We start from the raw sequence: 24,701 nt of genomic DNA on the forward strand, positions 1-24,701 counted from the left end.
CTATGCCCCACTCCTCAGCATCCGCGAACATTGCCAAGAGCGAAATCCTCGAGCGTATCCGCAATGCTCAGAAAATCGCCTTCGAAGGCCGTGATTTGGCCTCTGACGTGGGCATCATCCCTGGCGAGCCCGGCGCGCATTTCGACATCCCACGCGACTACGAGCGCTCCTCCAACCTGACGGCCAAAGAGATCATTTCGCTTGCCGACGAGCGCATCGCCGATTACAAAGCCGACGTGCGCCGCTGTGGCAGCTCGGCAACCGACATCAATGAGGCTGTGAAGAAGGCAATTGCTGATGTCGGGGCCTCGTTGATTGGTATTCCCGAAGGCCTAGACCGCGAGTGGGTTGCGGGGTTGGGTGGCGCTGTTGATGAGTCAGCTGCTGCCGATTCGTCGGTTGAACTGCGCGTCGACACCGGTTTCACCGCCGAAGCGCTGGACGAGCTCGACGCGATTGTCACCAGCTCTGCTGTCACCTGCGCCGAGACCGGCACCATTTTCCTGGACGGTTCGGCCACTTCTGGGCGCCGCGCGCTGACCTTGGTACCAGATATTCACATCTGCGTTGTGCCCACTTCCACGGTCGTCTACGGTATCCCGGAGGCAATTTCCCGTCTACGCGAGAGCGATCCCACCGCTCCAATCACTATGATTTCGGGGCCTTCTGCGACCTCGGACATCGAGCTTTCCCGAGTCGAAGGTGTTCATGGTCCGCGCACGCTGATTGTGATTATCGCTGGGTAGTAGCACCAAGGAGAATTGTCATGAGCGACTCGCACACGGGATTCACACGCAGCGATGAGTGGTTCGAATCGAACGGAGTACGGTGCGCAGCCGCTGTCTATCGCCCCAATGGCAGATTCCAGGTGCACCCGAAAACAAAAATCCCTAAAGCAACCAGGCGAATCTAATCGAACCTGACCGCTTAAGGGATAAAACGTGCCCCCGAGAGGAGTCGAACCTCCGACCTTCGGTACCGGAAACCGGCGCTCTATCCACTGAGCTACGGGGGCTTGTGGCACAAGTACAACAAGTGCAACGAGAAGAGATGTTACCACTTGGCTGGGACGATTAGCGAAATGCCCCGCACCCCAGCCAAAACTCCACGGTGCAGTCCACTATGGATCCAACTATGCGGCCTCAGAAACCTGGTCTTCCTCAATAGGACACACCACGGGCACGCCTTCGTCATCAAGCACGCGGGCTCGAATTCCATAGACGCGGGCCAAAAGGTCCGGAGCGAGAACATCAGCAGGACTCCCCTGGGCAACCACGTGGCCGTCGTGAAGCATGACAAGCTCATCGCAGTAGCGGGCGGCGAGATTGAGATCGTGGATTGCGACGAGCGCCAAGGAGCTCCGTGAGGTGACCTCCGCGCGGACGAGCTGTAGGAGTTCCACCTGGTGGCGCAGGTCGAGGGCGGAGGTGGGTTCGTCGAGAAGCATGACCTCGGGATCGCGGACAAACATCTGCGCGACGGCGACGAGCTGACGCTGACCGCCGGAGAGCTCGCCGACGAAGCGGTCGGCAAGGTGCTCAATACCAACCTTGCGGAGAGCCGCCGCCGTGTGCTCAATCTCGGAGCCGCGCACGCGCAGACGCCCGGCGCGCCGCCCAGAGACCAACACCGATTCAAACGCGGTCAGCGAGGCACTTGCTGGCAAATCCTGGGGCACGTAGCCGACGACATCGCGCAGTTCGGAGCCGATGACCCGCTCACTGTCACGAGTCAGCACAATCTCCCCGGACATGGGCTTTCGAATCCCCGCCAGGGCGGTCATCAGTGTGGACTTGCCCGCAGCGTTTGGGCCGAGCAAACCCGTCACCGTACCTGGTTTCAGCGTGCGTATTGATGCCCCGCGCAGCACCTTCCGCTTGCCATAGCCTGCGGCTACTTCCTTGACATCGAGAAATACGCCCATTAGTTCCACACCGTCCTCTTACGCAGGAAAACCAAGCCAACAAAGAATGGGACACCGACGATTGCGGTAATGATGCCAATCGGCACTGCCACACCCGGCACCACCGTGATGGATACCGCATGAGCTGCCGCAAGCAGCGCCGCGCCTGCCGCCATCGATGCAGGGGCAAAGAAGCGCTGTTCTTCACCGACCAGCATGCGCGCAATGTGTGGGCCGACCAGTCCGATGAAGCCGATGATGCCGGCAAAGGCCACTGCGGTTGCCGCCAGCAGCGAGGCTACAATCAGCGTCGCAATGCGCAGCCTATCCACATTGATGCCCACGGCTTTTGCGCGGGCATCGCCAAGTCGCAGCACCGTCAGCGCCCACGCATAGCGGATGGTGAACGGAACGGCGATCAGCAGCGCTGCCGCAATGATGCCGTTAGCCACCCAGTTCGCGCGCTGTAGCGAGCCCATTGTCCAGAACACAATCTGCTGGAGAGCCTCGGTAGTCGCGCGGTATTGCAACAGCGCCAACAGCGCTTGGAATAGAAAAACGAGACCAATACCCAGCAGAATCATCGATTCCTTACCCGAGCCGCGCCATACCGACGCCGCCGCCACAATCGCCACAGCGACGACGGATGATACCCAGGCCACAGCCGCTAAGTTGAACTGCGCATGCGGAATGATTACCCAGCCCAGCACAATCGATGCCGCCCCACCGAAAGCCGCTGCAGCCGAAATACCGAGCGTAAACGGCTCCGCCAGAGGGTTGTCGAGGATTGTCTGCATCTGTGCGCCGGCAAGCGACAGCGCTGCACCAATCAGCACTGCCATCACTGATGCAGGCAGGCGCAGCTTCCACAGCACCGTACGAGTGGTTTCGTCAACATCATTCGGGCTCACGATGCCCCGGACGACATCCCCCACACTCAGTGACATCGGCCCCACGATTGTCGCCACTACAAACGCGCACACGGCCAGACCCACCAGCACCGCAATAACGGCAATCTTCCGGGCTGAGCGTCGTCGGTACTGTCGCGCAGAGTCGTAGGTCGTGCTTGACGACGGACACTCGTGCTGTTCGGTGGCGGGCTGCGACTCTTGACCACCTCTGTCATTGGTGGAGGTGGGTTCGCGGGGTTCGTCGTCAAGCCCTGACGCGGGAGCGTGCAGATTGGTGTAAGTCATCTGATTCCTTCTTCGATGGTGGAAGATGGGTTACTTGGTCGGCTCCAGCGCGGTGAAGAAGGTGCCGCTGAGTTCGAAGGGCAGGTAGTCCTTGTGGAACTTGGCGAAGTCAGCGACTGGGTCGAGGTCAGCGAACTCTTCGGGGTGAATCCACTTAGCGAACTGCTCGAGGGCGAAGACGTTGTACGGCGAGTCGTAGAACTGGTGGAAGGCGGCGTACAGGTCCCCCTTCTTCGGCGCGGTCAGGGTGTCAAAACCCGGCGTCTTCAGCAGACCTTCCAGAGTGCGCTGTGCGGTCTCTGGGGTGGCGGTGTAACCGAGCTCAACGTGTGGCAGGATTTCCGGCTTCTTCGGGTCCAGTGCCCAGGAACCGCCTGTGGCGATGATCTTTTCCGGCTGGACGGACAGGACCTTCTCTGCGGTCACGTCGCCCGATTCGGTGTCGAGGAGGCTGTCTCCGAGGTTCTCGCCGCCGGCTGCTGTGACGAGGTCACCGAGGTTGGACTTGTTGACGGTCGAGCAGCAATCCTTGAGGCCAGCTGCTCGCCAAACGAAGGTCTTTGGCTTGTCTTCGAGTTTGGCGGCGCGTTCGGCGATCTCGTTGACGCGCTTAGTGTAGAAGTCGGTGAACTTCTTGGCATTGTCCTGCTCGTCGACGATCTGGCCGAGGAGCTCGACGGACTTGGCGGTATTCTCCAGGGGCTTCTGACGGAAGTCGGTAAATACGTACTTCAGACCTGCCTGATCGAGCTTGGTGAGGAAACCAGACTCCTCCGCGGCCTTCTTATGATCAAGGGTCATGACGACCACATCTGGGTCGTGGGAGATGAGGTTCTCCACTGTGACATCGCCCTTGGCAATATTGCCGATGGTCGGCAAGTCCTTCAGCTCTGGGTTCGTCTCGAAAAGCTTGGTTTCAAACGACGGTGCGCCCGAATGCAGATCGCTGCCCATGGCGACAACGTGGTCACCCGGGTTTTCTTGGTCAAGCATCGCGGTGACAAACATGGCGCGGCCTTCACCGAGCACGACTCGTTCTGGCTGCTTGTCGAAGGTCACAGTGCGACCTGCGACATCAGTGACAGTGAGTTCTCCCTTGTTGTCGGCGGCTTCGTTCGACTCCGCGTCCGCACCGCATGCTGTAGCGACGAAGCTCAGCGCTGCACACCCGATTGCGGCCAGAGTTTTGGTCTTTGGCGCGGTTTTAGCCTTGGCGAAAATATTGACTCTCATGCGTTCTTGTTTCTGCCCTATTTATCTCTGCGTAGTTTTTTGGTGTTTAGGGTGCACAAAGAGAAGTGAATACTCACCCCTTTGCATTAGGCACGCCTTACCTTACAGCTTGGGGCGGAGCGAAAAAAGCGCCCTGCTAGTGGTGGTTTTACTAGCAGGGCGTAGGGGCTTATTTCCTGTCGAGAACCGCCTGGAAGCACCTCAGCATCACTTCGCGGTCTTCATTAGCAAGTGGTGAAATAACTTCCTCGCGAACGGTGTCTACGTAATCCGGTGCCGCTTCGGCAAACACGTGCCGACCAACACCTGTTAGGACGACGACATAATCCGAGTCCGGGTCTTCACCGTGATCTTCGGTGTGAATAAATCCGCGCTTCTCCAACCTGTTGGTATGCAGCAGCGCGCGAGGATGGTTCCACTTCAATCGATCACAAATCTTGTCAACATGCAGAATCCCATCTTCTACCTCATGCAGAGCGATGAGCAGGGTAAAGTCCGCGAACGTCAGCCCGGTTCGAGTGCGCAGGCTCCGCTCAATATTGCGCTCCACCTCGCGAAAAGCAGCTACCATCGACTGCCAAAAGAGCTGTTCATCATCACTCAGCCATTCAAATGAGTTCATACTGCTCTAGGCTAATGGTGAGAGCCTCGAAGCGGAGACAAATGAGAAAACACTCACAGAAAAACTTTTGGCTACTCTGCTTTTCCGTCGGCGGAATCGGTGACCGTAGCATTGGCGGTCTCTGCAATCTTATCGAGCACAGCGGAAATCCCCTGATAGTCGATATTTTCACCGAGCACATCAAACAAAACATGGCGCACAAGCTTCACATGGTTCGGCGCCGCCTTCTCAATCACGGTTCGACCCTGTTCAGTAAGCGTGACATCGATACCACGGTTATCGCAGGCGCAGCGTTCCTTAGTTACTAGTCCCCGTCGCTCCATGCGAGTAATTTGGTGCGACATTCGGCTGCGGTCCCATTCCAGGGACTCACACAGGGTGCGCATGCGCACAACATTGTCTTCAGCCTCGGAGAGAACAACCAGAACCGAAAAGTCTGCAGTGGAAATATCGAGAGTTTCTTGCAGCTGAAGGTCGATTGACCTATCAACGGCCCGCTTTGCGTTCAGAATTGAGCGCCATAACCGCTGTTCTTCATCACTTAACCACGGAACATCTTGCATGTGTACAGAGCCTACTATCTTGAAACCAAATCCTGAATTTTCATAAATTCCGCTCCTGTCACACGATCGAAGCGTGCTTCATCGCACGTCAGGACTAGTACCTGCATATCGCGCCCCGCTTTGGCAAGAGCATTATTCATCCGCCGCAAACGGTGTTCGTCTGAATAGCCTAATGCATCATCAATAATCACCGGTGCGCCTTGTCCGCCCTCCATTACGCCGGCGACGGCCAAGCGCAGCAGAATGTCCAGCTGTTCCTGCGCTCCACCAGATAGCTCATCGACATCGAACCTGCCGTCGGCGTTAGACCGTGACTCGATCTGCAAGTCCTCGTTCATCGTGAACTGGGTTCCTGCACCGAACACTCCCCCGCCATACTCTTCGAGCTTGCGGAGCAAGGGGTCAGCCAGCGCATTCCGCGATGCCGCGCGTGCCTGTGTCATTACCTCCATCAGAGTCTTGGCGGCAGCTGCACGCCGACGCATTGAGTCCCGATCGCGCTGTGTTCGCTCCACCACGCCTTCTGCTGCTGCAAGCTTCTCATTCGCGCTGTCGAAATAATCCAAGTGCACCCGAATTTCTTGCCGACGCTTTTCCAGCTCAGCCAGGCGCTTCTCAACTGCATCTCGCCGCTGCTTAGCACCCGCGAGCGATGCCTCCACATCGTCGGCATCCCGCTGTGCCAGCTCCTTCTGAGCCGCCGCTAGCTGCTCTTCCGCCACCTGGAAGTCCTTGCCTCGGTTTTCCACCGCAGCAAAGATCTCGGCATCCGAGGCTTTTTCTCGCGCCGTCGTGAGCGAATCTTCGCGGACCTTCAGGACGGACCGAGCCCCTTCAAGCTCGCTGCTGGCCTTCGTATAGTTGGCGTGTGCAGGACGCTTTTCCAGCTTCGACAAGCGCATATCAGCATTGTCGCGCTCCGACTCGGCATCCCTACGCCCCACTGCGGCTTCTTCCAGCCGCGGCTTTGCCGCTACCAAGTCAATCTCCGTCGGCGCATCCTCGCCCGCAAGTTCCCGATACCGCTCGCCGTGTACTCGCGCTTCTTCCTTCGCATCGTCCAACTCTGCTATGAGCTGGTGATACTCCACACCGTCGGACACCGCTGTTATGGATGTCTCCACCTGGAATTTTGCTTTTTCCGCTTCACGACGTCGTGCGTATGCCTTTTGTGCTTCCGCGACAGAATCAGCGCCTGCCGCCTCAAGCTGTTCCTTTAGCGATATCTCTGCTTTTTCCAGCTTGCGCTGCTGCGAATCTGAGCCATCTCCGGGCTGGATAGCAACCGTGACGTCGCCAACTTCGATGACCAATGGTTTAGTAACCGCACGTTGAACTGTCCCAGCCTCCGGAGCGAGCCCCACTTTCTCGCCGTCGACCGTGACCTCCTGCGCACTACTAGCCGAGAGCTGCACACTCGGGCTCGACGCCTCCAGCACAGCGGTGGCTGTTGCAACTTCGCGTTCGCAGGTCAACAGTTTTTCCATTACCTCCTCGGTAACGGAATTGCGAGCAATTACCTCCTTGTGCTCTGCCAATTGCGCGCGGAGCGCATCGAGCTTCTCCACTCGCTTCGACAGGGCTTCAACCAAGCCGCGCTTCTCCCCCAATGCGACTTCAGCTGTAGCCAGCTCTTCTGCCTTTCGAGCTTCGCGGTACGCGGTCACAACCGCATCGCGATTTTCCTGCGCCTTCTTTAAAGCTGCGACCTCCTTATCGAACGCTTCCTTAAATTCAGCAACTTTCTTCTCTGCGGCGGAATGCTGATCCTTGGCATCTTGTGCCTGCTGAATGAAGGTTTCCCGCTCTTGCTGAGCCTGTTTAGCTAAGTCCAGCTGCTGCTTCGCCGCTGCAGAGACCTCCTGTGCCTGGGACACGGCAACCCTGAACTTTTCGAGTTCTTCTAGCGCCTGGCCCCAGTGCTCGACTTCGTTTTTGGCCTCTGGCAACGATGCCCGCTGTGTGTGTTGGCTTTCTTCATTACGAGCAGCTTCCTCATTGAGCGCCTCGAATTCCCGGACCTTTTTCGCCGCTTCGTCGCGCACCTGCTGGGCTTCCGTCAGCTCTTTGTCTACGTCGGTAAGCTGCTTGCGCTCTTTGCCATTTTTTTGGAAATAGTTGCCGTATTCAGCTTCAACGGCTTCAAACAGACCTACCTCTTCTGCGGTTTCCGCGCGCTGCCCCGATGCCGACTGCAGTGCGCTTGTGACCTGCGCATACCCGCCCAAGGAGAGTGTCTTTTGTGCTTGCCCCTGCTCGGCAACGAAGACCTGCCACAGGTTCTTGGTGTCTGCATTGTGCATTCGGGCGGCCAGCCACTCTTCCGCCTGGTCATCTTTGAGAACCTCGGCTGACGGAGAGTGGACGGTGACGATTGTGCCGGTGTCCTTGGTGCTACCAAAGATCTTGTCCAGCGTAAATTCGTAGCCGTCAAGCTCCAGCCGGAGCTTAACCTGCGGCTTTTCCTGGCTGGAGTGACTGTTCAGACTAAGCGCTTCACTTGACTTGGACTTCCATTTTGTCGTCAGCGCAACGTGAATAGCTTTGGCGATTGTCGTCTTACCCGACTCGTTTTCACCGGAAATCACTACCACACCGCGTTCGGCTAGTCCCGTGATTGAGAGTGAATCAATCGCACGTACATTGTGTAATTCGATGTCGTGAAAACGCATGATTTATTCCTTCTCTCCTGCCAGGCGGGCCAGCAAGCGAAGCGCATCGGCTGCTGCGGTGGCTTCAGATTCTGATAGGGGGCTACCGCTCTCGGTTCGTCCTTTACTCAAGACCGTTAGTTTTTCTGCAGCTATGAGCGGATAACCGGTGAGATTGAGATTAGAGATATCCCCCTCGGACGGAACCACCGTCAAATCGGAGCCACTTTCCCGGCGATAAAGTGCAGCGAAAAGCTGTTGATACTGCTCAAGTCGGTTTTCAAAGGTAGTCGACTCTGACAGTGTCACGGTTCCTCGCAATGAATACTTCACCGCTGTGTCTGTCTTCGCCTCGATACCGTCCAGCTCAGCAAAAAACTCATCGAGGTCTTCCGCGCCAGTGATATCCATGTCGATGGCATGAAAAGCCCACTGCCCCACTCGGTGGGAGGCCACGGTAACTGAGCCTTTTACGGGGTCATCCTCTGCGATTTCGACGACTAGCGCATTGCCGGAATCCCGTTCTTTGTCGTCATACGCTGTGGTTTCGTGTGCGCCGGAGAAATAAATTCTGCCAACATGATCGAGTCGGCTCGTGGAGTGGGAATCCCCCAGCGCAACATAGTGCAACGCCCCACGGTCAATAGCTTGTTCCAAGCTGGTCAAATCAATGGTGGCGCCTGCATCAGCACCAAAGCCCTCTACTTGGCCGTGTGCGACCATCACTCGAATTCCATCGGCGGGCTCAAGCTCCGTGGCTATTTCCGCCACGATGTCATCTGCCGAATACTTGCCGCGTACTGGCACACCGATGAGTTCCACCCCGTCACGGATGGAAATGGGCTCGCTGTCTCGAATTACGTAAACTCCTCGGTCTTCCAAAGATTCGAAAGCGCTACGTCGAAAAATGGAAGAGGCATCGAGCGCATCATGGTTGCCGGGTAGGAGATACACCGGCACCGGTAACTTGGCGATTCGCTCAAGAGCCCGCAGGAACACCTTGTCCGGCAGTGTGTTGGAATCGAACACGTCTCCAGCGACGACAATGAACTCAGCGCCTTCGCTGGTCGCCAACTCGCCGATGCGATCGATGGCGTTGAGGCGACTTTCGTGGAACCTAGCTTGGGCTTCACCGCCGTCGAGCTCTAGGAACCACCGAGTCATTCCCAGTTGCCAATCTGAGGTGTGAATGAATTTCATGACTAGCGCTCCTTTTGTCCCAGGCTCAGCGATTCCTGCAGATGTTGCCAACAATCTTCCAAATCGGCGACTGCACGAATGGTCTCTCTCGAAATTACGCAGGTTGGCTGCAATGCTTCATGCAGCAAACTGCGGTCGGTAACTGTTAGTGGATCAATAACCTCAAGCGAAGGAACGCTGACTCGTTCCAAGTCATTGCCCCAGTAGTCGGCTTCGACAGCGAAAAGCTCGGCAACCTTTTTCTGCTCGTTGTCACCGCCATCATTTCCACCAGCAACATCCGACTTCTGGTCGGTTTTATTGGGATCCTCCCGAACCGCGCCGCCAAGCCCGAGGCGCTTCGGCGCAGTCCGGTTTCGCAGCTGTGTTAGTTCCTGAAGCCGGCGTTGCAATTCGCGTTGCGGATAATCGCGCAGCTGCAGTAGCGACAGCGGATCGCGGTCGATATCAGCGACAAGTTGAGCTGCGATTGCAACGGTGTGCTTACACACAGGTGCCGGGTCCGGGCAGGTACATTCGCTGTAAATGTGCTCTTCGCCATCGCAAAGCAGCATTTCCATCTGCTCATACGGCAATTCACCGTGCTCAAACTCCGTGAAAGCCGACGGATTGTTCACTAACCACCGCAGTACGTCGTCAGTTTGTTTCTGCTCCCGCCGTGGGAACCGAATAAAGACTGAGAATGGTTCCGGCTGGCTGCCCTGCACTTCACCGATGATGTAACCATCCGCGATTCGAAGCCCCAGCACATTGCCGTCGAATCGGTACTTCTCACCTCTGTGAACACGACCCGAATCGGCGCCACGGATGATGAACTCCCACACCCACCGGGCAAAAGTAGTACGCGGCTCGACCGCCACGCGCGCTGCGGTTCCACGGCGCTGCTGTCCGGTAAATGCACCGGCCCAGTCCTGGGTGGCTAGGAGCTTTTCAATCGTCGAGCTGGTCGCTGGCGCGCTTCGCGCCGTAGTCCTTTTACGACCGCGCTTCCCAGAGGGGCCCTTGCCAAACTCGGCAAAGATGACATTGTCGCCCCATGTCACGTCTCCGTCACCGGCCATTAGTACCACCTCTTCTGGACTCTAAACGGTGTCACATTGTTGGGAATCGAATCGTCATCAGAGGTTGCGGAATCCGATGCCGTGGCCTCTGGGGTCACCCCATCGGTCACTGTCCTACCGGACTTTGACTCCGCTGCGTCCATCGATTCACGCAGTGACTGAATCTTGTCCTGGTCCAATTGCCACAGAGACCGCAAACGGTGAAAGTCCATCTCCGTGAGCTTGGTTTCACCAGCGCGCACAACCGCATCGGCCAATTCTGCCTTCTCGAAAATCAGCTCGTCGATACGCTCTTCCAGCGTTCCCACGCTGACCAGCTTGTGCACGTGTACGTCTTTACGCTGACCGATGCGGTAAGAGCGGTCCGTGGCCTGGTTTTCAACCGCTGGATTCCACCACCTGTCAATGTGAATGACGTGGTTGGCGGCAACCAGGTTGATACCGACACCTGCCGCGAGAGTCGACAGCAAAATGATTGGTGGACCGTCCGGGGCATTAAACTCTGCCACTACTTTCTCGCGCTGTGCCGGAGTCATTGCCCCTTGAATAAACGGAATGTCCACGCCAAGGCGCTTGCTGAAATGAGGGGCGAGCATCTTTCCAAACTCCACGAACTGCGTGAACACAAGCGCGCGTTCACCGTTTTGGACAATCTCATCGACGAGCTCTTCCAGCCGTGCAACCTTGCCCGAGCGATGCTGCCCATGATTGAGCAGCCCCGAGCCGTCGTGCTGGTAGTGCGCTGGGTGGTTGCAAATCTGCTTCAACTTCATGATGCCGCCGAGGATGATGCTCTTTCGCCCGAAGTTGCCAGAGCGGTTCCGCTTCGAGCGCTTAAGCTTGTCCTCGATATCCTTCACGGCTTCCTGATACAAGAAAGCCTGCTCCGTCGTGAGAGGAACCATTTCCACCTGCTCATTCTTCTTAGGCAGGTCCGGCGCAATAGCTGGATCCGACTTGAGTCGGCGCAGGATAAAAGGTGCTGTAATCGACTGCAATTGCAGTAGCATTTCCGCATTCCCATCACGCTCGATGGGAATCGCAAACTTGTTGCGAAATGCATTCGCCGACCCCAGCATGCCTGGGTTACAGAAATCCATGATGGTGCGTAGCTCGCCCAAGTCGTTTTCCACCGGAGTACCAGTCATGGCGATGTTGTGTCGCGAGCCCAGGCTCCGTAGCGCTCTGGATACCTGCGCGTTGGGGTTCTTAATTGCCTGTGCTTCGTCGGCAATAACATGATCCCACTGCACTTGGGAAAGTTCCTTCACATCGCGGGTAGCAACACCATAGGTCGTCACAACAACATCGTGTTTTCCGATAAATTCCTGTAGTTCTTCACCATGAGGGCGGTTTGAACCATGCAGCAGCCCAACCTTGAGCTCTGGAGTGAACTTTGCCGCTTCTGCTGCCCAATTGCGCAGCACACCTGTCGGAACGACCAGAAGCGAAGCCTTGTGCTCTTGATCCGTCGCATCCGCTTGACGACGGCAGCGCTCAAACTCCAACAGCGCCAGAATTTGCACAGTCTTTCCAAGCCCCATGTCGTCAGCGAGAATGACACCGAAGCCGCGGTTGGACATATCCGCCAGCCACTCAACACCGCGCTGTTGATACTCTCGCAGCTCACCGACAAAACTCGGTGGCACCTCGACCGACTCTATGAGAGGCGTGGAACCGTCTGAGTACTTCGACACCAAAGCCTTGAGCCAAGAGGGATCTCTGGGGGCGACTGGCACTGCTGATGGAGCTTGCGACTCCAAGCCACCGTCGAAGACCAGCTCTTTCAGGGTGGCTTGCCCCTTACCGGTTTCCTCCCCGGCCTTGGTCTGCTCCACCAAAAACTTCAGGGCTTCCCTAGCTACCTCTGGATTCGCGTGCACCCAATGGTCTCGCAGATGCACTAGTCCCGTACTCGATGCAGCGAGCTCACGCATTTCTGCTTCCGTCAGTACGGCATCCCCCACGGCCAGCTTCCACTCGTAATCAACCAGTTGGTCAAATCCGAGTTTCGGTTCCGAACGGCGCCCAGCAGGCCCCGTCGGGTCTAACTGGACGACTTCAGTGTGCAACTGCAGGGTGGTCTCCACCGACTTCCAGTTCGGCGGCAGCATCACATCGATATCGACCTTTGCCAGCTGCGAGATGCCATCAGTCATAAGCTCTATCAGCTGCTCTGAGGTCAGCAGCAGATCTAAGCCCGGGTGGCCCGCAGCTTTCGCGTATTTGAGCGTTGGGAATGCCTCTTGCGCAGCCAATAGCTGCGGGCGAAGCAACGACAACACGGACCGGCGACACATTTCTGGGTTCAGGCGCTCCGGAGCTGCGACGCCGATGCGGTAGTACATCCGCAATGGCCATAGAGTCTCATGTTCCACTGCGGCCGAACGAGGATCGAAGCGAATTACTGAGCCGCCTTCTTCATCCGCTCGATCCCGCAACTCCAACAGCTGCGGGAGATCCACATCCGGCAAATCTTCCAGCTGGCCTTCAAAACCAACGGGTTCCTGCACCATTAGCTGCAGGCGAACATCCTCGCCATCGGCCGACAGCCTCCACTTTGCCAGCGACTGAGCCACCCCCGGCGTCGCACGCCCCAGGGACTGCGACTGCAACAACGACCGCACGAAGCTCTGACGCTGTTCTGCCGGTTCATCCAAATCGGCCAGGAGCGCGTTGGTGACCCAATGAAACATCCGATTGATGAAATCTTCAGCCACCGTGGCACCTCCGTTATCAATCAACACCGGTGGTGTACGGGAAATGACCTGACTCTGCCAGGCAATCTCACTCAACCCCTCCGACATCCGCCACGTCGGCCACCACTCATTGTCTTCCCACGTCAGCCCCACCAATGCCCGCCCAGAGCGTGCGAAAGCATCCAATCCCTGTACAACATCTACAAAGAACCGAAGATCCGGCGCCATCGCCTCAGAGGAAGCTTCCTCCTGCAATTGCACCAGTACTGTCACAGCGGCCCATGGCGGGAACACCCATGTGGGTACCGCTTTCTCTACTGCCCGCCCCTTCGGTGTGCGCAGTTTTAGCGTCAGTTGCGCTCGACTCCCCCGGTCCAGGACTGCAAAAAGCCGACGCTGATGCGCCGGGACTTCCAGCAAATCCACGTCCGCAATAATCCGGTGCCCTTCTGGCCGCTCCACCCATAGGTGAAGACCCGAATCATCCTTCCAGACCGCGTGCAGCAGCAACGGCACCGCTGACTTTGCAACTTGGTCCATTACTTCCTCCCCACTGCTTGCTCAGTCATCACCGTCTAATCACCCGGCGGCTTCGCCACCGGATATTTGCTCAATGAAGATTCTGCCACGCACCCCGGAGCAGCTTTTTCATCACATCACAACATTAGCACGCGTGTTCGAATTATGTATCTTGCAAAAATTACTCCCCCTCTACCCAAATACCCCTTTTCCCAGGTAATTTGTCGCACTTAACCGATTTTTAAAACCTTTTTCGACGCTTCTTATCTTGCAATGCAGCGCATCACATGCAAACGTCGTATGAGCTACAAGAATTAAAAAATGTGTGACTCGTGCAATATTTCTGCCATGGTTCGCATGTGCCAGTAGGCTCCGCTGACTGTCGTAGACAGCCCGGAAGCTGAAGTTGTGTTTCATTGCGAATCGCAGGATCCGCTGTTTCTGTCGGCCACTTACTGGCTCGATGTTGCTGCGACGCTGTGAACGTCGTCAAGCGGACTGGCTCAAACGAAATTGAGTGATACGTCAGGAAGCGATTTCCGGCGCGCTGGGCAGTGTGCGAGTCCGACTGTACGCCTAATAAATAATGAGGAGTTGCCCTGTGGACCAACAAACATGGTTCATCATCGCACTAGTCATTTATCTGCTGTTGATGGTCTACATCGGTTGGACCGGATGGAAAAAGACCGCAGAGTATGACGAATACATGATTGGCGGTCGCGGTCTGCATCCGTTCGTCGCAGCACTGTCAGCGGGTGCATCGGACATGTCCGGCTGGCTGCTGATGGGTCTGCCCGGCGCGATTTACCTTTCAGGCCTGAATCAGACCTGGATTGCAATCGGCCTGGTCGTTGGCGCATGGTTGAACTGGAAGTTCACCGCACCGCGCCTGCGTAGCTACACCAAGATTGCTCGTAACTCGATTACCGTGCCGTCGTTCCTGGAGAACCGTCTGCACGATACGTCGAAGGTGCTGCGCGTTTCCGCAGGCCTGATTATTCTGCTGTTCTTCACCTTCTACGTCTCCTCGGGCATGGTCGCAGGTGGCCGCTACTGGGAGTCGACGTTCGGTGGCAGCTACCTCGTCGGCATGCTGCTGGTTGCGGGGATCACTGTCGCATACACCCTGTTCGGCGGCTTCCTTGCTGTCTCCTACACGGACGCGGTGCAGGGCATCATCATGTTCATTGCGCTGCTGACGGTCCCGACTGTCGGCATTATCTACCTGATCAACAACGGCAACTCCTTCTCGGATGTCTTCAGCTTTGCTGCTAACAACCCATACCCGGGCAGCGAGGGACAGCCGGTTGAAACCTTCTTCGATCCGTTCGCTGGTATTCCGCTAATTACGATTATCGGTCTGCTCGGCTGGGGTCTGGGCTACTTTGGCCAGCCGCACATCATCGTTCGCTTCATGGCTCTGCGTAGTGCAAAGGACGCAACTGAGGGCCGCCGCTGGGGCGTTGGCTGGCAGGCACTGTGCATGCTCGGCTCCGTCCTCGTGGCGCTGAGTGCAACTGTTTTCTTCGCGACGAACCCAGATGCTTCGGTCACTGATGCGTCTTCCTACGAAACCATCTTCCTGGACATGACCCGCATCCTGTTCCACCCGCTGATTGCAGGCCTGATTCTGACTGCAGTGCTGGCAGCAATCATGTCCACCATTTCTTCGCAGCTGCTGGTGTCTTCCTCCGCGCTGATCGAGGATCTGTTCAAGGCAACGGTCAACAAGTCCCTGCGTCCGAAGACCTACATGACGCTCTCCCGCGTCGCCGTCGCGCTGATCGCCATCATCGCCGCAATCATCGCTGCTAACCCGAACAGCTCCATTCTGGATCTGGTTGGCTTCGCGTGGGCTGGCTTCGGCTCGGCATTCGGTCCGGTGCTGCTGGCCGCCCTCTACTGGTCGCGTCTGAACACCCCTGGTGCGGCAGCCGGTATGATCACCGGCGCGGTTGTCTCCTTCGCATGGGGCATGAGCTCGCTCAGCGACACTCTCTACGAGATCGTCCCGGGCTTCGCCGCTGCAACTGTCGTGATGATCATTGTCACGCTGCTTACCAAGGAGCCGAACGAGAAGATCAAGGAAGAGTTCGACCATGCAGCAAAGCAGGCTCTGGTCTAACGCTTTGACCTAGGCTTGGCCTCCGCTAGCCCCGCAGGCTAGCCCCGGCGCATACCTACAAGGGAACCGAAAAAGTATTTTTCGCGCCCAACTAGGTATGCGCCCTTTTTTATTTGCCATCCTGGCCGCATCCCTGACTGCCGCCTTTGTCTCATCCTTTGCGCTTACGCGAGTTCTCGTCACCTCCTCCCCCGCAAGGTCGGATACGGAGATCGTCGTCAAGCAGCTTCGCACAGTTCGCGTCGTTACTGCCCGCCCCACTGTCACCGGCTACAAACGCGAGCGCTTCGACATTTGGGACGGTTCTGCCGACTGCAATACACGTCATAAAGTTCTGGTGACGTGGTTCGGGGGTTCTGCATGTTCGCTTAACGACGGGCCCCTGCGCGAAATCCTCGATCCTTACACGGACGACCCGGTCGGTGCACATGAGGTCGATATCGACCACATTTATCCGTTGGCAGCGGCGTGGGATTTTGGAGCCTACGCCTGGGATGCCGAGCGGCGTCGGCAATTTGGCAACGATATCGAGACCAACCTCGTGCCCACGCGAAGCGCGGTCAACCGGGATAAAGGAGATGCCAGCCCGGCGGAATGGCTTCCCGAGGATGCGAAGGCGTGTGACTACTCGCATCGTTACTTAACGGTGGCCATTAAATGGGACCTGCCCGTATCTTCGGCAGACTGGAAGGCGATGGCAGCTGCGTGTGGGATCCGCGCGGGAAAAGGCACGAAATAGAGAAAATAGTGCGAGCACGTTAAGTTAAGGACTGGTCTTAATAAAGAAATATCCAGGCCACTCCTCGCTTGAACGCGAGGCCTACATTCAGTCGTGGAAAGGTAATACGTGCAAAACGTAGTTCTTATGGTTCACGTCCTGGCGGCAATTCTGCTGCTTGGACCGGTGACTGTCGCAATTTCGATGTTCCCGAAGCTCGCGCTTGCAGCCCGCGGCGGAGAGGCAGGAACGGTCGGCGCCGCGCGCACCATGCACGCCATTTCGCGCACCTACGGCATGTGGTCGCTGCTCGTGCCGCTGCTCGGCTTCGGTGTCATGTTCACTGATGTGTCGACCTACATGAAGTCCGGGGAAATGCACGCCGCAATCCTGCTGGCTATCATCGCCTGGGCACTGCTGTTCTTCCTGGTCATTCCGCGTCAGCGTCTGATGATGGCCGGCCTCGGCATCGCTGACGAAGACGAGGATGCTGACGATCCGGAGTTCATCGAGCGTCGCAAGAAGGCTGAAGAGCTCGACTGGGACAAGCAGAAGAGCCAGCTGGCTATGTTCTCCGGCATCTTCTCCCTGCTATGGGTTGTCGCCGGCATCCTGATGTTCTTCATCTAAGGATTGAGCTCAAGCGCTTGGGCCCCGCGCCTAAGCGCACTCCCCTCATGCATAGCAAAACTGCCGGTGCGCCTGTACGTTTCGGCCCAACCTTTAGGGCTTGGAAGTACATGCGCACCGGCAGTTTTTTAATTTCTAGGTTCGCGCCACGGGCGGTAGTCGGTAGTCGCCTGCCGACGACCACCTCACTCACCTAGCAGGATTAGCGGCGTCCACCACGGTAACCACCGCGACGGTCATCACGGTCACCACGGTAGCCACCGCGACCGCGACCACGGCCACCGAAATCGTCACCGTCATCGAAGTTTCCACGGTAGCCACCGCGACCGCGACCGCCACCACGACGGTCATCCCGACCGCGACCACGGCCACCACGGTAACCTCCGCGACCACGGCCGCCATCACGACGATTGCCACGGTAGCCACCACGGCCACCGCGGTAGTCATCGCTGTCGTCGACCGAGGTGCCGTCGTCAAGCTTCAGCCCAATGAGCTGGCCGGAGATGCGGGTATCAGAGAGGTTGTTGATGACTTCTTGCGGCAGGTTAGCCGGCAGTTCAACCAGAGTGTGGTCGCCACGGATGTCGATGTGTCCGAAGTCCTTGGAGGACAGGCCGCCCTCGTTGGCGATGGCGCCCACAATGGCACCCGGGCGGACGTGCTGGCGACGACCGACGCTGATGCGGTAGGTGGCGGTACCCTCGCGGTCGAATTCGACCAGGTCAGCGCGCTTGCCCTGACCGCGCTCACCACGGGAGCGACCATCGCGGCCACGGTTGCGATCGCGGTCGAATCGATCACGGTCGCGGTCATGGCGGCGGCCACGCGGCGGCTCCTTCATCAGGAAGTCGCCCGACTGTGCCTGCGCAGCGATAGCAGCGGCGATATCAACCAGCGGGGTGTCGTGCTCTTCTGCGTACTCCTCGATGAGCTCGCGGAAGACTGGAACTTGCGAATCAGCAAGCGCCTCAGTCAAGTCATCAGCGAACTTCTGCTTGCGAGAGTCGTTGACCTCATCAACGGTCGGCAACTTCATCTCGTGCAGCTGCGACTTGGTTGCACGCTCAATCGAGCGCAGTAGGCGGCCCTCACGCGGGGTGACAAACAGCAGCGCCTCGCCGGAGCGGCCAGCGCGGCCGGTACGACCGATGCGGTGGACGTAGGACTCGGTGTCGTGCGGAATATCGTAGTTGACCACGTGGGAAATGCGGTCAACGTCCAGGCCACGAGCAGCAACATCGGTTGCCACCAGGATGTCCAGGCGACCGTCCTTGAGCTGATCAATCGTGCGCTCACGCAGAGTCTGCGGGATATCGCCGTTGATGGCAGCAGCGGAGAATCCGCGGGCACGCAGCTTCTCGGCGAGCTCCTCGGTCTCATGCTTGGTGCGCACGAACATGATCATCGCTTCAAATTCCTCGACCTCGAGGATGCGGGTCAGCGCGTCCAGCTTGTTGCGGTGGCTGACCATCAGGAAGCGCTGGCGAATATTGTCCGCAGTGCGAGTCTGGGACTTGACGGTGATCTCTTCCGGCTCCGTCAGGTACTGCTTGGACAGGCGACGAATCGAAGCCGGCATGGTAGCCGAGAACAGTGCGACCTGCTTGTCATCCGGAGTGTCGGCAAGAATGCGCTCGACATCCTCCTGGAAGCCCATCTGCAGCATCTCATCGGCCTCGTCCAGCACCAGGAAGCGCAGGTCGGAGATGTCCAACGAGCCCTTTTCCAGGTGGTCGATGACACGACCCGGCGTGCCGACGATAATCTGTGCGCCTCGACGCAGACCCGACAGCTGCACTCCATAGGACTGACCGCCGTAGATTGGCAGGACCTGAATCTTGCCCAGGTGATCAGCAAACGACTGGAAGGAATCCGCAACCTGCAGTGCCAGCTCACGGGTCGGAGCGAGCACCAGCGCCTGCGGTGCACGGACGGAACGGTCAATGCGAGCCAGAATCGGCAGCGCGAACGCCGCGGTCTTACCGGTACCAGTCTGAGCCAGGCCGACGACGTCGCGGCCGCTCATCAGAGTCGGGATAGTTGCAGCCTGAATTGGGGACGGAGTCTCAAACCCAACCTTGCGAACTGCATTGACAATGTCATCCGGCAGCTCAAGCTCATCGAAGCCGACGGTGTCGTCGCCGTTGTCGTCTTTGTTCTTTTCGTTCTTTTCCTCAGCGACCTTCTCTTCGGCCGCTGGTGCTTCCTCGGCCACTACATCCTCGGCCTTCACAATTGCGTCCTCGCGCTGGTCTTCGCGCTGATCCTCGCGATTCTCCTCGACGCTGCCATTCATTTCATTATTAGCCATTTGGGGCTCTTCCTGGGCCTTTTCGCCCGCACACTCAATATTCAACAGTTGATTACTCACAGTTGGGTCGCACATACATGACCCGCCCAATTTACGTTCTTGTTTTTCAGTGCTCTCACGTCGGAATTGCGATGACATCGCTTCTCTTGCACATACTTCGAAAAATTGCGCCCAAACCCAATTCAGCTTTTACTTCCGAGGAGGGGCGCCCATCATGCACTATGCATTTTCAAGCGTTTCACCAGCGAACTTATACCGCTGCCAGATTCTCTGCGACATTGTCGTCAGGATTTCACACCGACTGCCCAGACTACGCCACCGTCGGTCAAAAAACCATTTCCCGTCAGCAAGGTCACAACACTAGGCGGTCGATTTTTTGGACGAGGCCCGGCGCTGGGACCGTCGTTAAGCGAGCGCGTTGCACCCACTTCGGGGTGCCTATTTTGTAACTCCCCGGGGTGAGATGGCTAACATTTCCCCTACAAGTTTGTACACGTATCAGCTATTTCCCGCCGTGGAACACCCACCGTTCGGCGGACTTTTGCAATTACACAACGTATAAACCCAAGGTCGCTCGAAAATGCTCAGCAATAGTAATCCATCTGAACCGCAGCCGTCATCGCCCCGGCAGTCCCCGCTAAAACCACATTCTCCCGACGAGGTTTCTGGGAATGGCGGGCAGGCGGATAAGGAGCCGTCGAAGCTTTCGGCAATGATTGAAGTTCTCGGATTTCCGGGCTTTATTTTGGCGGGTTCGGCGCTGGCATTCTTCTTCCCCACCCCGTTTACTCCGCTGACAGATTACATCACGTACTTCCTGATGATCATCATGTTCGCGATGGGCCTCACCCTGACCATCCCGGACTTTAAGCAGGTCACTAAGCGCCCGTTGGCGATTCTCTTCGGCGTTATTGCGCAGTTTGTCGTCATGCCGTTGCTTGCGATTGCCGTGGCGAAAGCCCTTGGGCTCAACCCGGCACTCGCCGTCGGCCTGCTGATGCTGGGCTCCGTCCCCGGCGGCACCTCGTCGAACGTCATCGCTTACCTGGCACGCGGTGATGTCGCACTGTCCGTCGCTATGACCAGCGTGTCGACGCTAGTTTCGCCAATCATGACGCCATTTCTCATGCTCGTGCTTGCCGACGCGCACACGGAGGTCGACGGTCTCGGGATGGCCTGGAGCCTCTGTCAGACAGTCCTCCTGCCTGTGGTTGGTGGCCTGGTTATTCGCGTTGTGGCCGACTCTTTTATTAATAAGATCCTGCCGATTCTTCCGTGGATTTCCATTCTCGGTATCGGTGGCGTGGTCTTCGGTGCCGTGGCCAAGAACGCAGAGAGCCTGGCGAACATTGGCCTGATTGTGTTTGTGGCTGTGATTATCCACAACGTGTTGGGCTACGTGCTCGGCTTCTTTGCAGGCCAGCTGGTGGGGATGCCGACTGCGGGCAAGCGCACGGTGGCCGTGGAGGTCGGCACGCAATCCGCGGGTCTGTCCTCCGGTATGGCAGCGAAGTTCTTTACCCCGGAGGCCGCGCTTCCCGGTGCAGTGGCCGCTGTGGTGCACAACATCACTGGCGCGATCTACGTGGCTATTTGCCGAAAGCTCGATGAAGGCAAGGAAACTAGCGAATCCGCTTCTGCTTAAGCTGTTTTCGCTTTGGCTTCTTTGGCTCCGCTGTTCGACGACTGGGCCGGCAGCGTCTCGCGCCCGAAGATCCAGCCCACCATTGCGACCAGCGAGATGACACCGCAAACAAGGAAACCGGCCTTGAACCCTGCGGCATCCACGATTGCGCCGACAATCAGCGGGCCGGAAATCGCTCCGAAGTCCTGAGCCATCTGGAAATTGGCGAGCACCTTTCCACCTTGGCGGTTGGCGCCGATGACGTCGGCAAGCACGGCCTGCTGCGATGGATTGATCATGCCAGCGCCGAAGCCCGCGAGGACGGAGAGAATGAGTAGCGGAATGGCGCCGCTGCTAAATCCGATAGCGCCAGTGAATACGCCGTTGATAAACAGGCCCGTGATGAGCAGTGGACGACGGCCGATGCGGTCGGAGAGACGGCCGGAAAACTGCAGTGCCGTAACATTGCCGAGTGCGAAGGCCGTCAGCGCAAAACCAGCTGTGGCAGTGGCGGCCACTGCCCCATTGCTGCCCGGTTCTGGGGCGCCGACATGGGAGAACGTTGCCGCAGCGAACAGCGGGACAATCGCGACGCGCACGCCGAAGTTCGACCAGCCGTTTGCGAAAGCTCCGACTAGTGCACTTCGATATGCCGAGTCGCGGATTGCCTCGGAGAACTTCAGCACCGGGGTCGTGCGCTTGGGCACTACGTGGCGAAGATGCTCCGCACTCAGCGACATGCCCACCACAATCGTTGCCGCAATCAGCGCGCCACCGTAGATGAAAAACGGTACTCGCATGCCCCATGCACCCATTGCAGCACCAATAATTGGGCCAAAGACATTGCCCAACAGGAAAGCTGTGCCGTAGGCGGCCGAGCTCTTACCGCGGATCTCCGGCGGCGAAATCCGCACAATCAGCCCCATTGCCGAGACCGTAAACATCGTCGAACCGATGCCTCCGAGCGCACGGAATGCCAGCAGTTGCCAATATGTCTGCGCAACGCCGACAAGCAAAGTCGAGAACGCGACGATACTGATGCCGGTTAGGTACGTGCGCCGGTAACCGAGCTTCTCTACCAGTGAGCCCGATGCCGGCGCGAAGATTAGCCGGAAAATGGAGAACGAACTGACCACGAAGCTGGCCGCGAACACACCCACATCGAAGCTGCGCGCGTACTGCGGCAAGATTGGCGCGATTAGCCCGAAGCCCAGCGCAATGATGAACGCAGCGCTGACTAAGATCCAGATTTCTCGCGGAATCGGCTGCTTTGTCCGGTCTGATTCCCCCGGCTGAGGGCCTAGGCCTTGTGCTTTGCTTCCCACCTCCGACGCAATGTCTGGCTGAGATTCGCACTTTGCTCTACGACGAAGCAGGTCGCGCGAACGGGAAGCTGACAAGGTAACGGTCCTTTCTTGCTCAGTTGACCGATTTCAATAAAAGACTCGACTCTTATACAGCTATGACCTCTTGAATCGGCACCTGTGCTGTGTTTTTATTTAGTGCATTTGAAATCGAAGTTCCCAATGCTCTTGCCACAGGAGGCGGAAATGCATTTCCGACCTGTCTCCAGGCAGCAGTTTTCTTTCCAGAAATTTTCCACTCCGGTGGAAAACCTTGAATTAGAGCTCCCATAGCAACTGTAAGCCGTGGAGGTTGATCCACTGGATCATCAGCGGCAGGCGGATACTCCGCGATTGACGACCCCTTAACCCCTAGCTTGGCCCATGCTTCTCTTGCACGCGAAGGACCGACATCTGGGCCACCATGCTTCTTAGATCCGCCAACGAGAGTCGGCGCAATTTTATTCGCACGAGCTGCCCAACTTTCCGCTCCTGGCCACCCCTGCGAAGCCATCTCCGCATAAAGCGTTTCACCTACTGTCGGGGCTTCACCTTGCGGTTCAGGCCAGTGGAAAAATGGAGCATACTCCTGTTTCACAGCTACCAACACAAAACGAGGACGAAGTTGCGGAACACCGTGTTCCGAAGCATAAATTAATCGCCAATGTGGTTCATATCCAAGACGATAGAGTTCGTTAAGAACGGACTCTCGGTAATTCTTAAACCGTGGTTGCGACAACCCCTTCACGTTCTCCAAGAGCACTGCTTTCGGGTCGGCCAAAGCAATAATCTCAAGCGCTTTTGGGAAAAGATCTCGCTCGTCATCAGCCCCGAGCTGCTTTCCGGCAATTGAAAACGGTGGGCAAGGCACACCCCCAGCCACTAGATCTACGCCTTTGAAATCCGCACCGTTTAAGTTGAGGACATCGTCCTCGCGAACGTTCCAACGCTGTTTTGCTGCAACGAGATCGTTGTCCCTATTCAAACGCAGCGTATTACAGGCATCTCGGTCGTTCTCTACCGTGCATACATGATAGAAACCGGCTTGCTCAAGCCCCAAAGCTTGGCCACCAGCACCGGCGCAAATCTCTAGCGATGTGAATCCACTCATCTCTAACGCCACCTCCTACATCGCCAACCAATGGTTCTTCGAACTGGAAGCTACCCGATGCTCAGGATCCACCACGAGACATAATTCGAACATCCATTCGATACCGTGCTTAATGACGCTTTCTACCCTACTACCCCGATTGATTTTACGGTCAACATACCCGATCAGAATGAAATAGGTGCCTGTACCACCGGGTCAGTGCTCGTAGCTACTCGCCAAGACTGACCGTCAATTTCCACAGCGCCCCGCCCCCGATGAGAATCAGTAACCGACACAACTCTCAGCGCAATCAACTCATCGGAACGCAGTTTCACACCAGCCAACTGCTCCGCGATTTCCATCTGCCGCATATACTTTCCGGTTAAGATAATTATGCCCTCAGCTGCCAGAGCTGTACGCGCACCACCATTGCCACGCACACGCTTCATGTAGTCGCGCTGTTTCGCCACCGTTGCAATATCTTCTCGATTGATGACCAATCCGAGCGCCTGCCGGAAAAACTCGTTAACTCGCTTTTGCCCAGATCGATTGGAGAAGATCTTCTCACGAGCACTTTCCGACAAATGAAGCAATCGATTTACGGGCAGCGGAGCGTCATCAAAGATCCAATCAATTCCAGATCGAGCTGACCGAGTAAACGTCCGCTTCCGATCACGATTCCCACCTTTCGTCAATTTGTCCGACGAAGCTCGCTCAACACATACGCTGAAACAGGAATCCTCATCAGAGGAATGCAGTCCAATAATAATCTCGTTTTCGGCTTCTACCGGGATCATCCACGATCCCTTATTCATGGAAAACTTGCAGTCTACGTCGATTCCAGCGATCCGATAATCAAGATGTTTCTGTATGCCGTCATCAATGATCTCCGCAAACTCATGACGGATAGCGATTTCGATCAATGTTCCAAAATGGGTCTTCTCAGTCTTGTAAAGCTGTTCCCAGCGGTAACGTCCTGTTTTCTGGCCGTTATATAGCAAGTAATAGGTTTCCCTAAAAACCTTTGCAAACCGATCCCCTACTGGATCCGCATCACGAATTAGTGCCTTGACCTTTTCGACCTCCGAATCGGCAGCACTGGTTATCTTTTGCATAGTTAAGGACCTTAAGCCACAAACCCCCTACCCGCCACCATGGCGGAATAGGGGGTTAAACGGAGCGTCGTAAAGCGAACGCCCTATCTACGAGACTG

The 24,701-nt window shown here is 57.0% G+C and carries 18 protein-coding genes and 1 tRNA gene; 5 read left to right on the forward strand and 14 right to left on the reverse strand.

Features of this window, described 5'->3' with window-relative positions:
- Window positions 1-2 precede the first annotated feature (2 nt).
- Complete coding sequence (locus CORAM0001_RS01315; RefSeq protein WP_005509417.1) at window positions 3-746, forward strand: LutC/YkgG family protein; 744 nt, start codon at window positions 3-5, stop codon at window positions 744-746.
- Between the two features lie 196 nt (window positions 747-942).
- On the opposite strand, the gene CORAM0001_RS01320 is transcribed toward CORAM0001_RS01315, so the two are convergent.
- The 10 genes from CORAM0001_RS01320 to CORAM0001_RS01365 form a co-directional block, all read right to left on the reverse strand.
- Window positions 943-1,015: transfer RNA gene (locus CORAM0001_RS01320), tRNA-Arg, on the reverse strand.
- Window positions 1,016-1,132: 117 nt separating this feature from the next.
- A complete protein-coding gene (locus CORAM0001_RS01325; protein WP_005509556.1) occupies window positions 1,133-1,924 on the reverse strand; it encodes an ABC transporter ATP-binding protein in 792 nt (263 codons plus the stop codon).
- A complete protein-coding gene (locus CORAM0001_RS01330; RefSeq protein WP_005509669.1) occupies window positions 1,924-3,099 on the reverse strand; it encodes a FecCD family ABC transporter permease in 1,176 nt (391 codons plus the stop codon). Before CORAM0001_RS01330 ends, CORAM0001_RS01325 begins: the two co-directional genes overlap by 1 nt.
- 30 nt (window positions 3,100-3,129) lie before the next feature.
- The gene (locus tag CORAM0001_RS01335; RefSeq protein ID WP_005509388.1) at window positions 3,130-4,332 is read right to left on the reverse strand and encodes an ABC transporter substrate-binding protein; all 1,203 of its coding nucleotides are present in this window, start codon (window positions 4,330-4,332) and stop codon (window positions 3,130-3,132) included.
- 169 nt (window positions 4,333-4,501) lie between these two features.
- Window positions 4,502-4,954 (reverse strand): MarR family winged helix-turn-helix transcriptional regulator, encoded by a 453-nt coding sequence (locus CORAM0001_RS01340; RefSeq protein WP_005509415.1) that lies wholly within the window; start codon window positions 4,952-4,954, stop codon window positions 4,502-4,504.
- Between the two features lie 71 nt (window positions 4,955-5,025).
- The gene (locus CORAM0001_RS01345; RefSeq protein WP_005509393.1) at window positions 5,026-5,517 is read right to left on the reverse strand and encodes a MarR family winged helix-turn-helix transcriptional regulator; all 492 of its coding nucleotides are present in this window, start codon (window positions 5,515-5,517) and stop codon (window positions 5,026-5,028) included.
- 14 nt (window positions 5,518-5,531) lie between these two features.
- Entirely contained in the window at window positions 5,532-8,189 is a 2,658-nt protein-coding gene (locus CORAM0001_RS01350) for an ATP-binding protein (RefSeq protein ID WP_005509555.1), read from the reverse strand.
- A 3-nt stretch (window positions 8,190-8,192) separates the two neighbouring features.
- The gene (locus CORAM0001_RS01355) at window positions 8,193-9,368 is read right to left on the reverse strand and encodes a metallophosphoesterase family protein (RefSeq protein WP_005509591.1); all 1,176 of its coding nucleotides are present in this window, start codon (window positions 9,366-9,368) and stop codon (window positions 8,193-8,195) included.
- A 2-nt stretch (window positions 9,369-9,370) separates the two neighbouring features.
- Entirely contained in the window at window positions 9,371-10,429 is a 1,059-nt protein-coding gene (locus CORAM0001_RS01360; RefSeq protein WP_005509512.1) for a hypothetical protein, read from the reverse strand.
- Entirely contained in the window at window positions 10,429-13,668 is a 3,240-nt protein-coding gene (locus CORAM0001_RS01365) for a DEAD/DEAH box helicase (RefSeq protein ID WP_005509368.1), read from the reverse strand. Before CORAM0001_RS01365 ends, CORAM0001_RS01360 begins: the two co-directional genes overlap by 1 nt.
- Before the next feature lie 580 nt (window positions 13,669-14,248).
- Between CORAM0001_RS01365 and putP the strand changes: the two genes are divergently transcribed.
- The 3 genes from putP to CORAM0001_RS01380 all read left to right on the forward strand — a co-directional run bounded on the left by putP (window position 14,249) and on the right by CORAM0001_RS01380 (window position 17,120).
- On the forward strand, window positions 14,249-15,772 hold the full coding sequence (gene putP, locus CORAM0001_RS01370) for a sodium/proline symporter PutP (protein WP_005509733.1): 1,524 nt from the start codon (window positions 14,249-14,251) through the stop codon (window positions 15,770-15,772).
- A 97-nt stretch (window positions 15,773-15,869) separates the two neighbouring features.
- Complete coding sequence (locus CORAM0001_RS01375; protein ID WP_005509350.1) at window positions 15,870-16,511, forward strand: HNH endonuclease family protein; 642 nt, start codon at window positions 15,870-15,872, stop codon at window positions 16,509-16,511.
- Window positions 16,512-16,619: 108 nt separating this feature from the next.
- A complete protein-coding gene (locus CORAM0001_RS01380) occupies window positions 16,620-17,120 on the forward strand; it encodes a hypothetical protein (protein ID WP_005509498.1) in 501 nt (166 codons plus the stop codon).
- Between the two features lie 202 nt (window positions 17,121-17,322).
- On the opposite strand, the gene CORAM0001_RS01385 is transcribed toward CORAM0001_RS01380, so the two are convergent.
- Window positions 17,323-19,506, reverse strand: coding sequence for a DEAD/DEAH box helicase (locus CORAM0001_RS01385; RefSeq protein ID WP_040360725.1), 2,184 nt, complete (start codon window positions 19,504-19,506; stop codon window positions 17,323-17,325).
- A gap of 637 nt (window positions 19,507-20,143) precedes the next feature.
- Here CORAM0001_RS01385 and CORAM0001_RS01390 point away from each other — a divergent pair.
- Window positions 20,144-21,076, forward strand: coding sequence for a bile acid:sodium symporter family protein (locus CORAM0001_RS01390; RefSeq protein ID WP_050773568.1), 933 nt, complete (start codon window positions 20,144-20,146; stop codon window positions 21,074-21,076).
- On the opposite strand, the gene CORAM0001_RS01395 is transcribed toward CORAM0001_RS01390, so the two are convergent.
- The 3 genes from CORAM0001_RS01395 to CORAM0001_RS01405 form a co-directional block, all read right to left on the reverse strand.
- A complete protein-coding gene (locus tag CORAM0001_RS01395; protein WP_005509592.1) occupies window positions 21,073-22,455 on the reverse strand; it encodes an MFS transporter in 1,383 nt (460 codons plus the stop codon). The two genes, CORAM0001_RS01390 and CORAM0001_RS01395, sit on opposite strands and share 4 nt — an antisense overlap.
- Window positions 22,456-22,507: 52 nt before the next feature.
- On the reverse strand, window positions 22,508-23,509 hold the full coding sequence (locus CORAM0001_RS10965) for a DNA cytosine methyltransferase (RefSeq protein WP_005509735.1): 1,002 nt from the start codon (window positions 23,507-23,509) through the stop codon (window positions 22,508-22,510).
- Window positions 23,510-23,673: 164 nt separating this feature from the next.
- Window positions 23,674-24,603: a NaeI family type II restriction endonuclease gene (locus CORAM0001_RS01405; protein ID WP_005509391.1), complete on the reverse strand. Its 930-nt coding sequence runs from the start codon at window positions 24,601-24,603 to the stop codon at window positions 23,674-23,676.
- Between the last annotated feature and the right edge of the window lie 98 nt (window positions 24,604-24,701).

This window comes from Corynebacterium amycolatum SK46, assembly GCF_000173655.1.
In the GTDB taxonomy this organism is placed as follows: domain Bacteria; phylum Actinomycetota; class Actinomycetes; order Mycobacteriales; family Mycobacteriaceae; genus Corynebacterium; species Corynebacterium amycolatum_A.

Excerpts from the sequence above, each read along its gene's own strand:
- CORAM0001_RS01325 (WP_005509556.1), bottom strand. The coding sequence starts at position 1,924 with ATGGGCGTATTTCTCGATGTCAAGGAAGTAGCCGCAGGCTATGGCAAG.
- CORAM0001_RS01385 (WP_040360725.1), bottom strand. The coding sequence starts at position 19,506 with ATGTGCGACCCAACTGTGAGTAATCAACTGTTGAATATTGAGTGTGCG.
- CORAM0001_RS01375 (WP_005509350.1), top strand. The coding sequence starts at position 15,870 with ATGCGCCCTTTTTTATTTGCCATCCTGGCCGCATCCCTGACTGCCGCC.
- CORAM0001_RS01330 (WP_005509669.1), bottom strand. The coding sequence starts at position 3,099 with ATGACTTACACCAATCTGCACGCTCCCGCGTCAGGGCTTGACGACGAA.
- CORAM0001_RS01340 (WP_005509415.1), bottom strand. The coding sequence starts at position 4,954 with ATGAACTCATTTGAATGGCTGAGTGATGATGAACAGCTCTTTTGGCAG.
- CORAM0001_RS01365 (WP_005509368.1), bottom strand. The coding sequence starts at position 13,668 with ATGGACCAAGTTGCAAAGTCAGCGGTGCCGTTGCTGCTGCACGCGGTC.
- CORAM0001_RS01360 (WP_005509512.1), bottom strand. The coding sequence starts at position 10,429 with ATGGCCGGTGACGGAGACGTGACATGGGGCGACAATGTCATCTTTGCC.
- CORAM0001_RS01350 (WP_005509555.1), bottom strand. The coding sequence starts at position 8,189 with ATGCGTTTTCACGACATCGAATTACACAATGTACGTGCGATTGATTCA.
- CORAM0001_RS01405 (WP_005509391.1), bottom strand. The coding sequence starts at position 24,603 with ATGCAAAAGATAACCAGTGCTGCCGATTCGGAGGTCGAAAAGGTCAAG.
- CORAM0001_RS01315 (WP_005509417.1), top strand. The coding sequence starts at position 3 with ATGCCCCACTCCTCAGCATCCGCGAACATTGCCAAGAGCGAAATCCTC.
- CORAM0001_RS01390 (WP_050773568.1), top strand. The coding sequence starts at position 20,144 with ATGATTGAAGTTCTCGGATTTCCGGGCTTTATTTTGGCGGGTTCGGCG.
- CORAM0001_RS01355 (WP_005509591.1), bottom strand. The coding sequence starts at position 9,368 with ATGAAATTCATTCACACCTCAGATTGGCAACTGGGAATGACTCGGTGG.
- CORAM0001_RS10965 (WP_005509735.1), bottom strand. The coding sequence starts at position 23,509 with ATGAGTGGATTCACATCGCTAGAGATTTGCGCCGGTGCTGGTGGCCAA.
- CORAM0001_RS01335 (WP_005509388.1), bottom strand. The coding sequence starts at position 4,332 with ATGAGAGTCAATATTTTCGCCAAGGCTAAAACCGCGCCAAAGACCAAA.
- CORAM0001_RS01345 (WP_005509393.1), bottom strand. The coding sequence starts at position 5,517 with ATGCAAGATGTTCCGTGGTTAAGTGATGAAGAACAGCGGTTATGGCGC.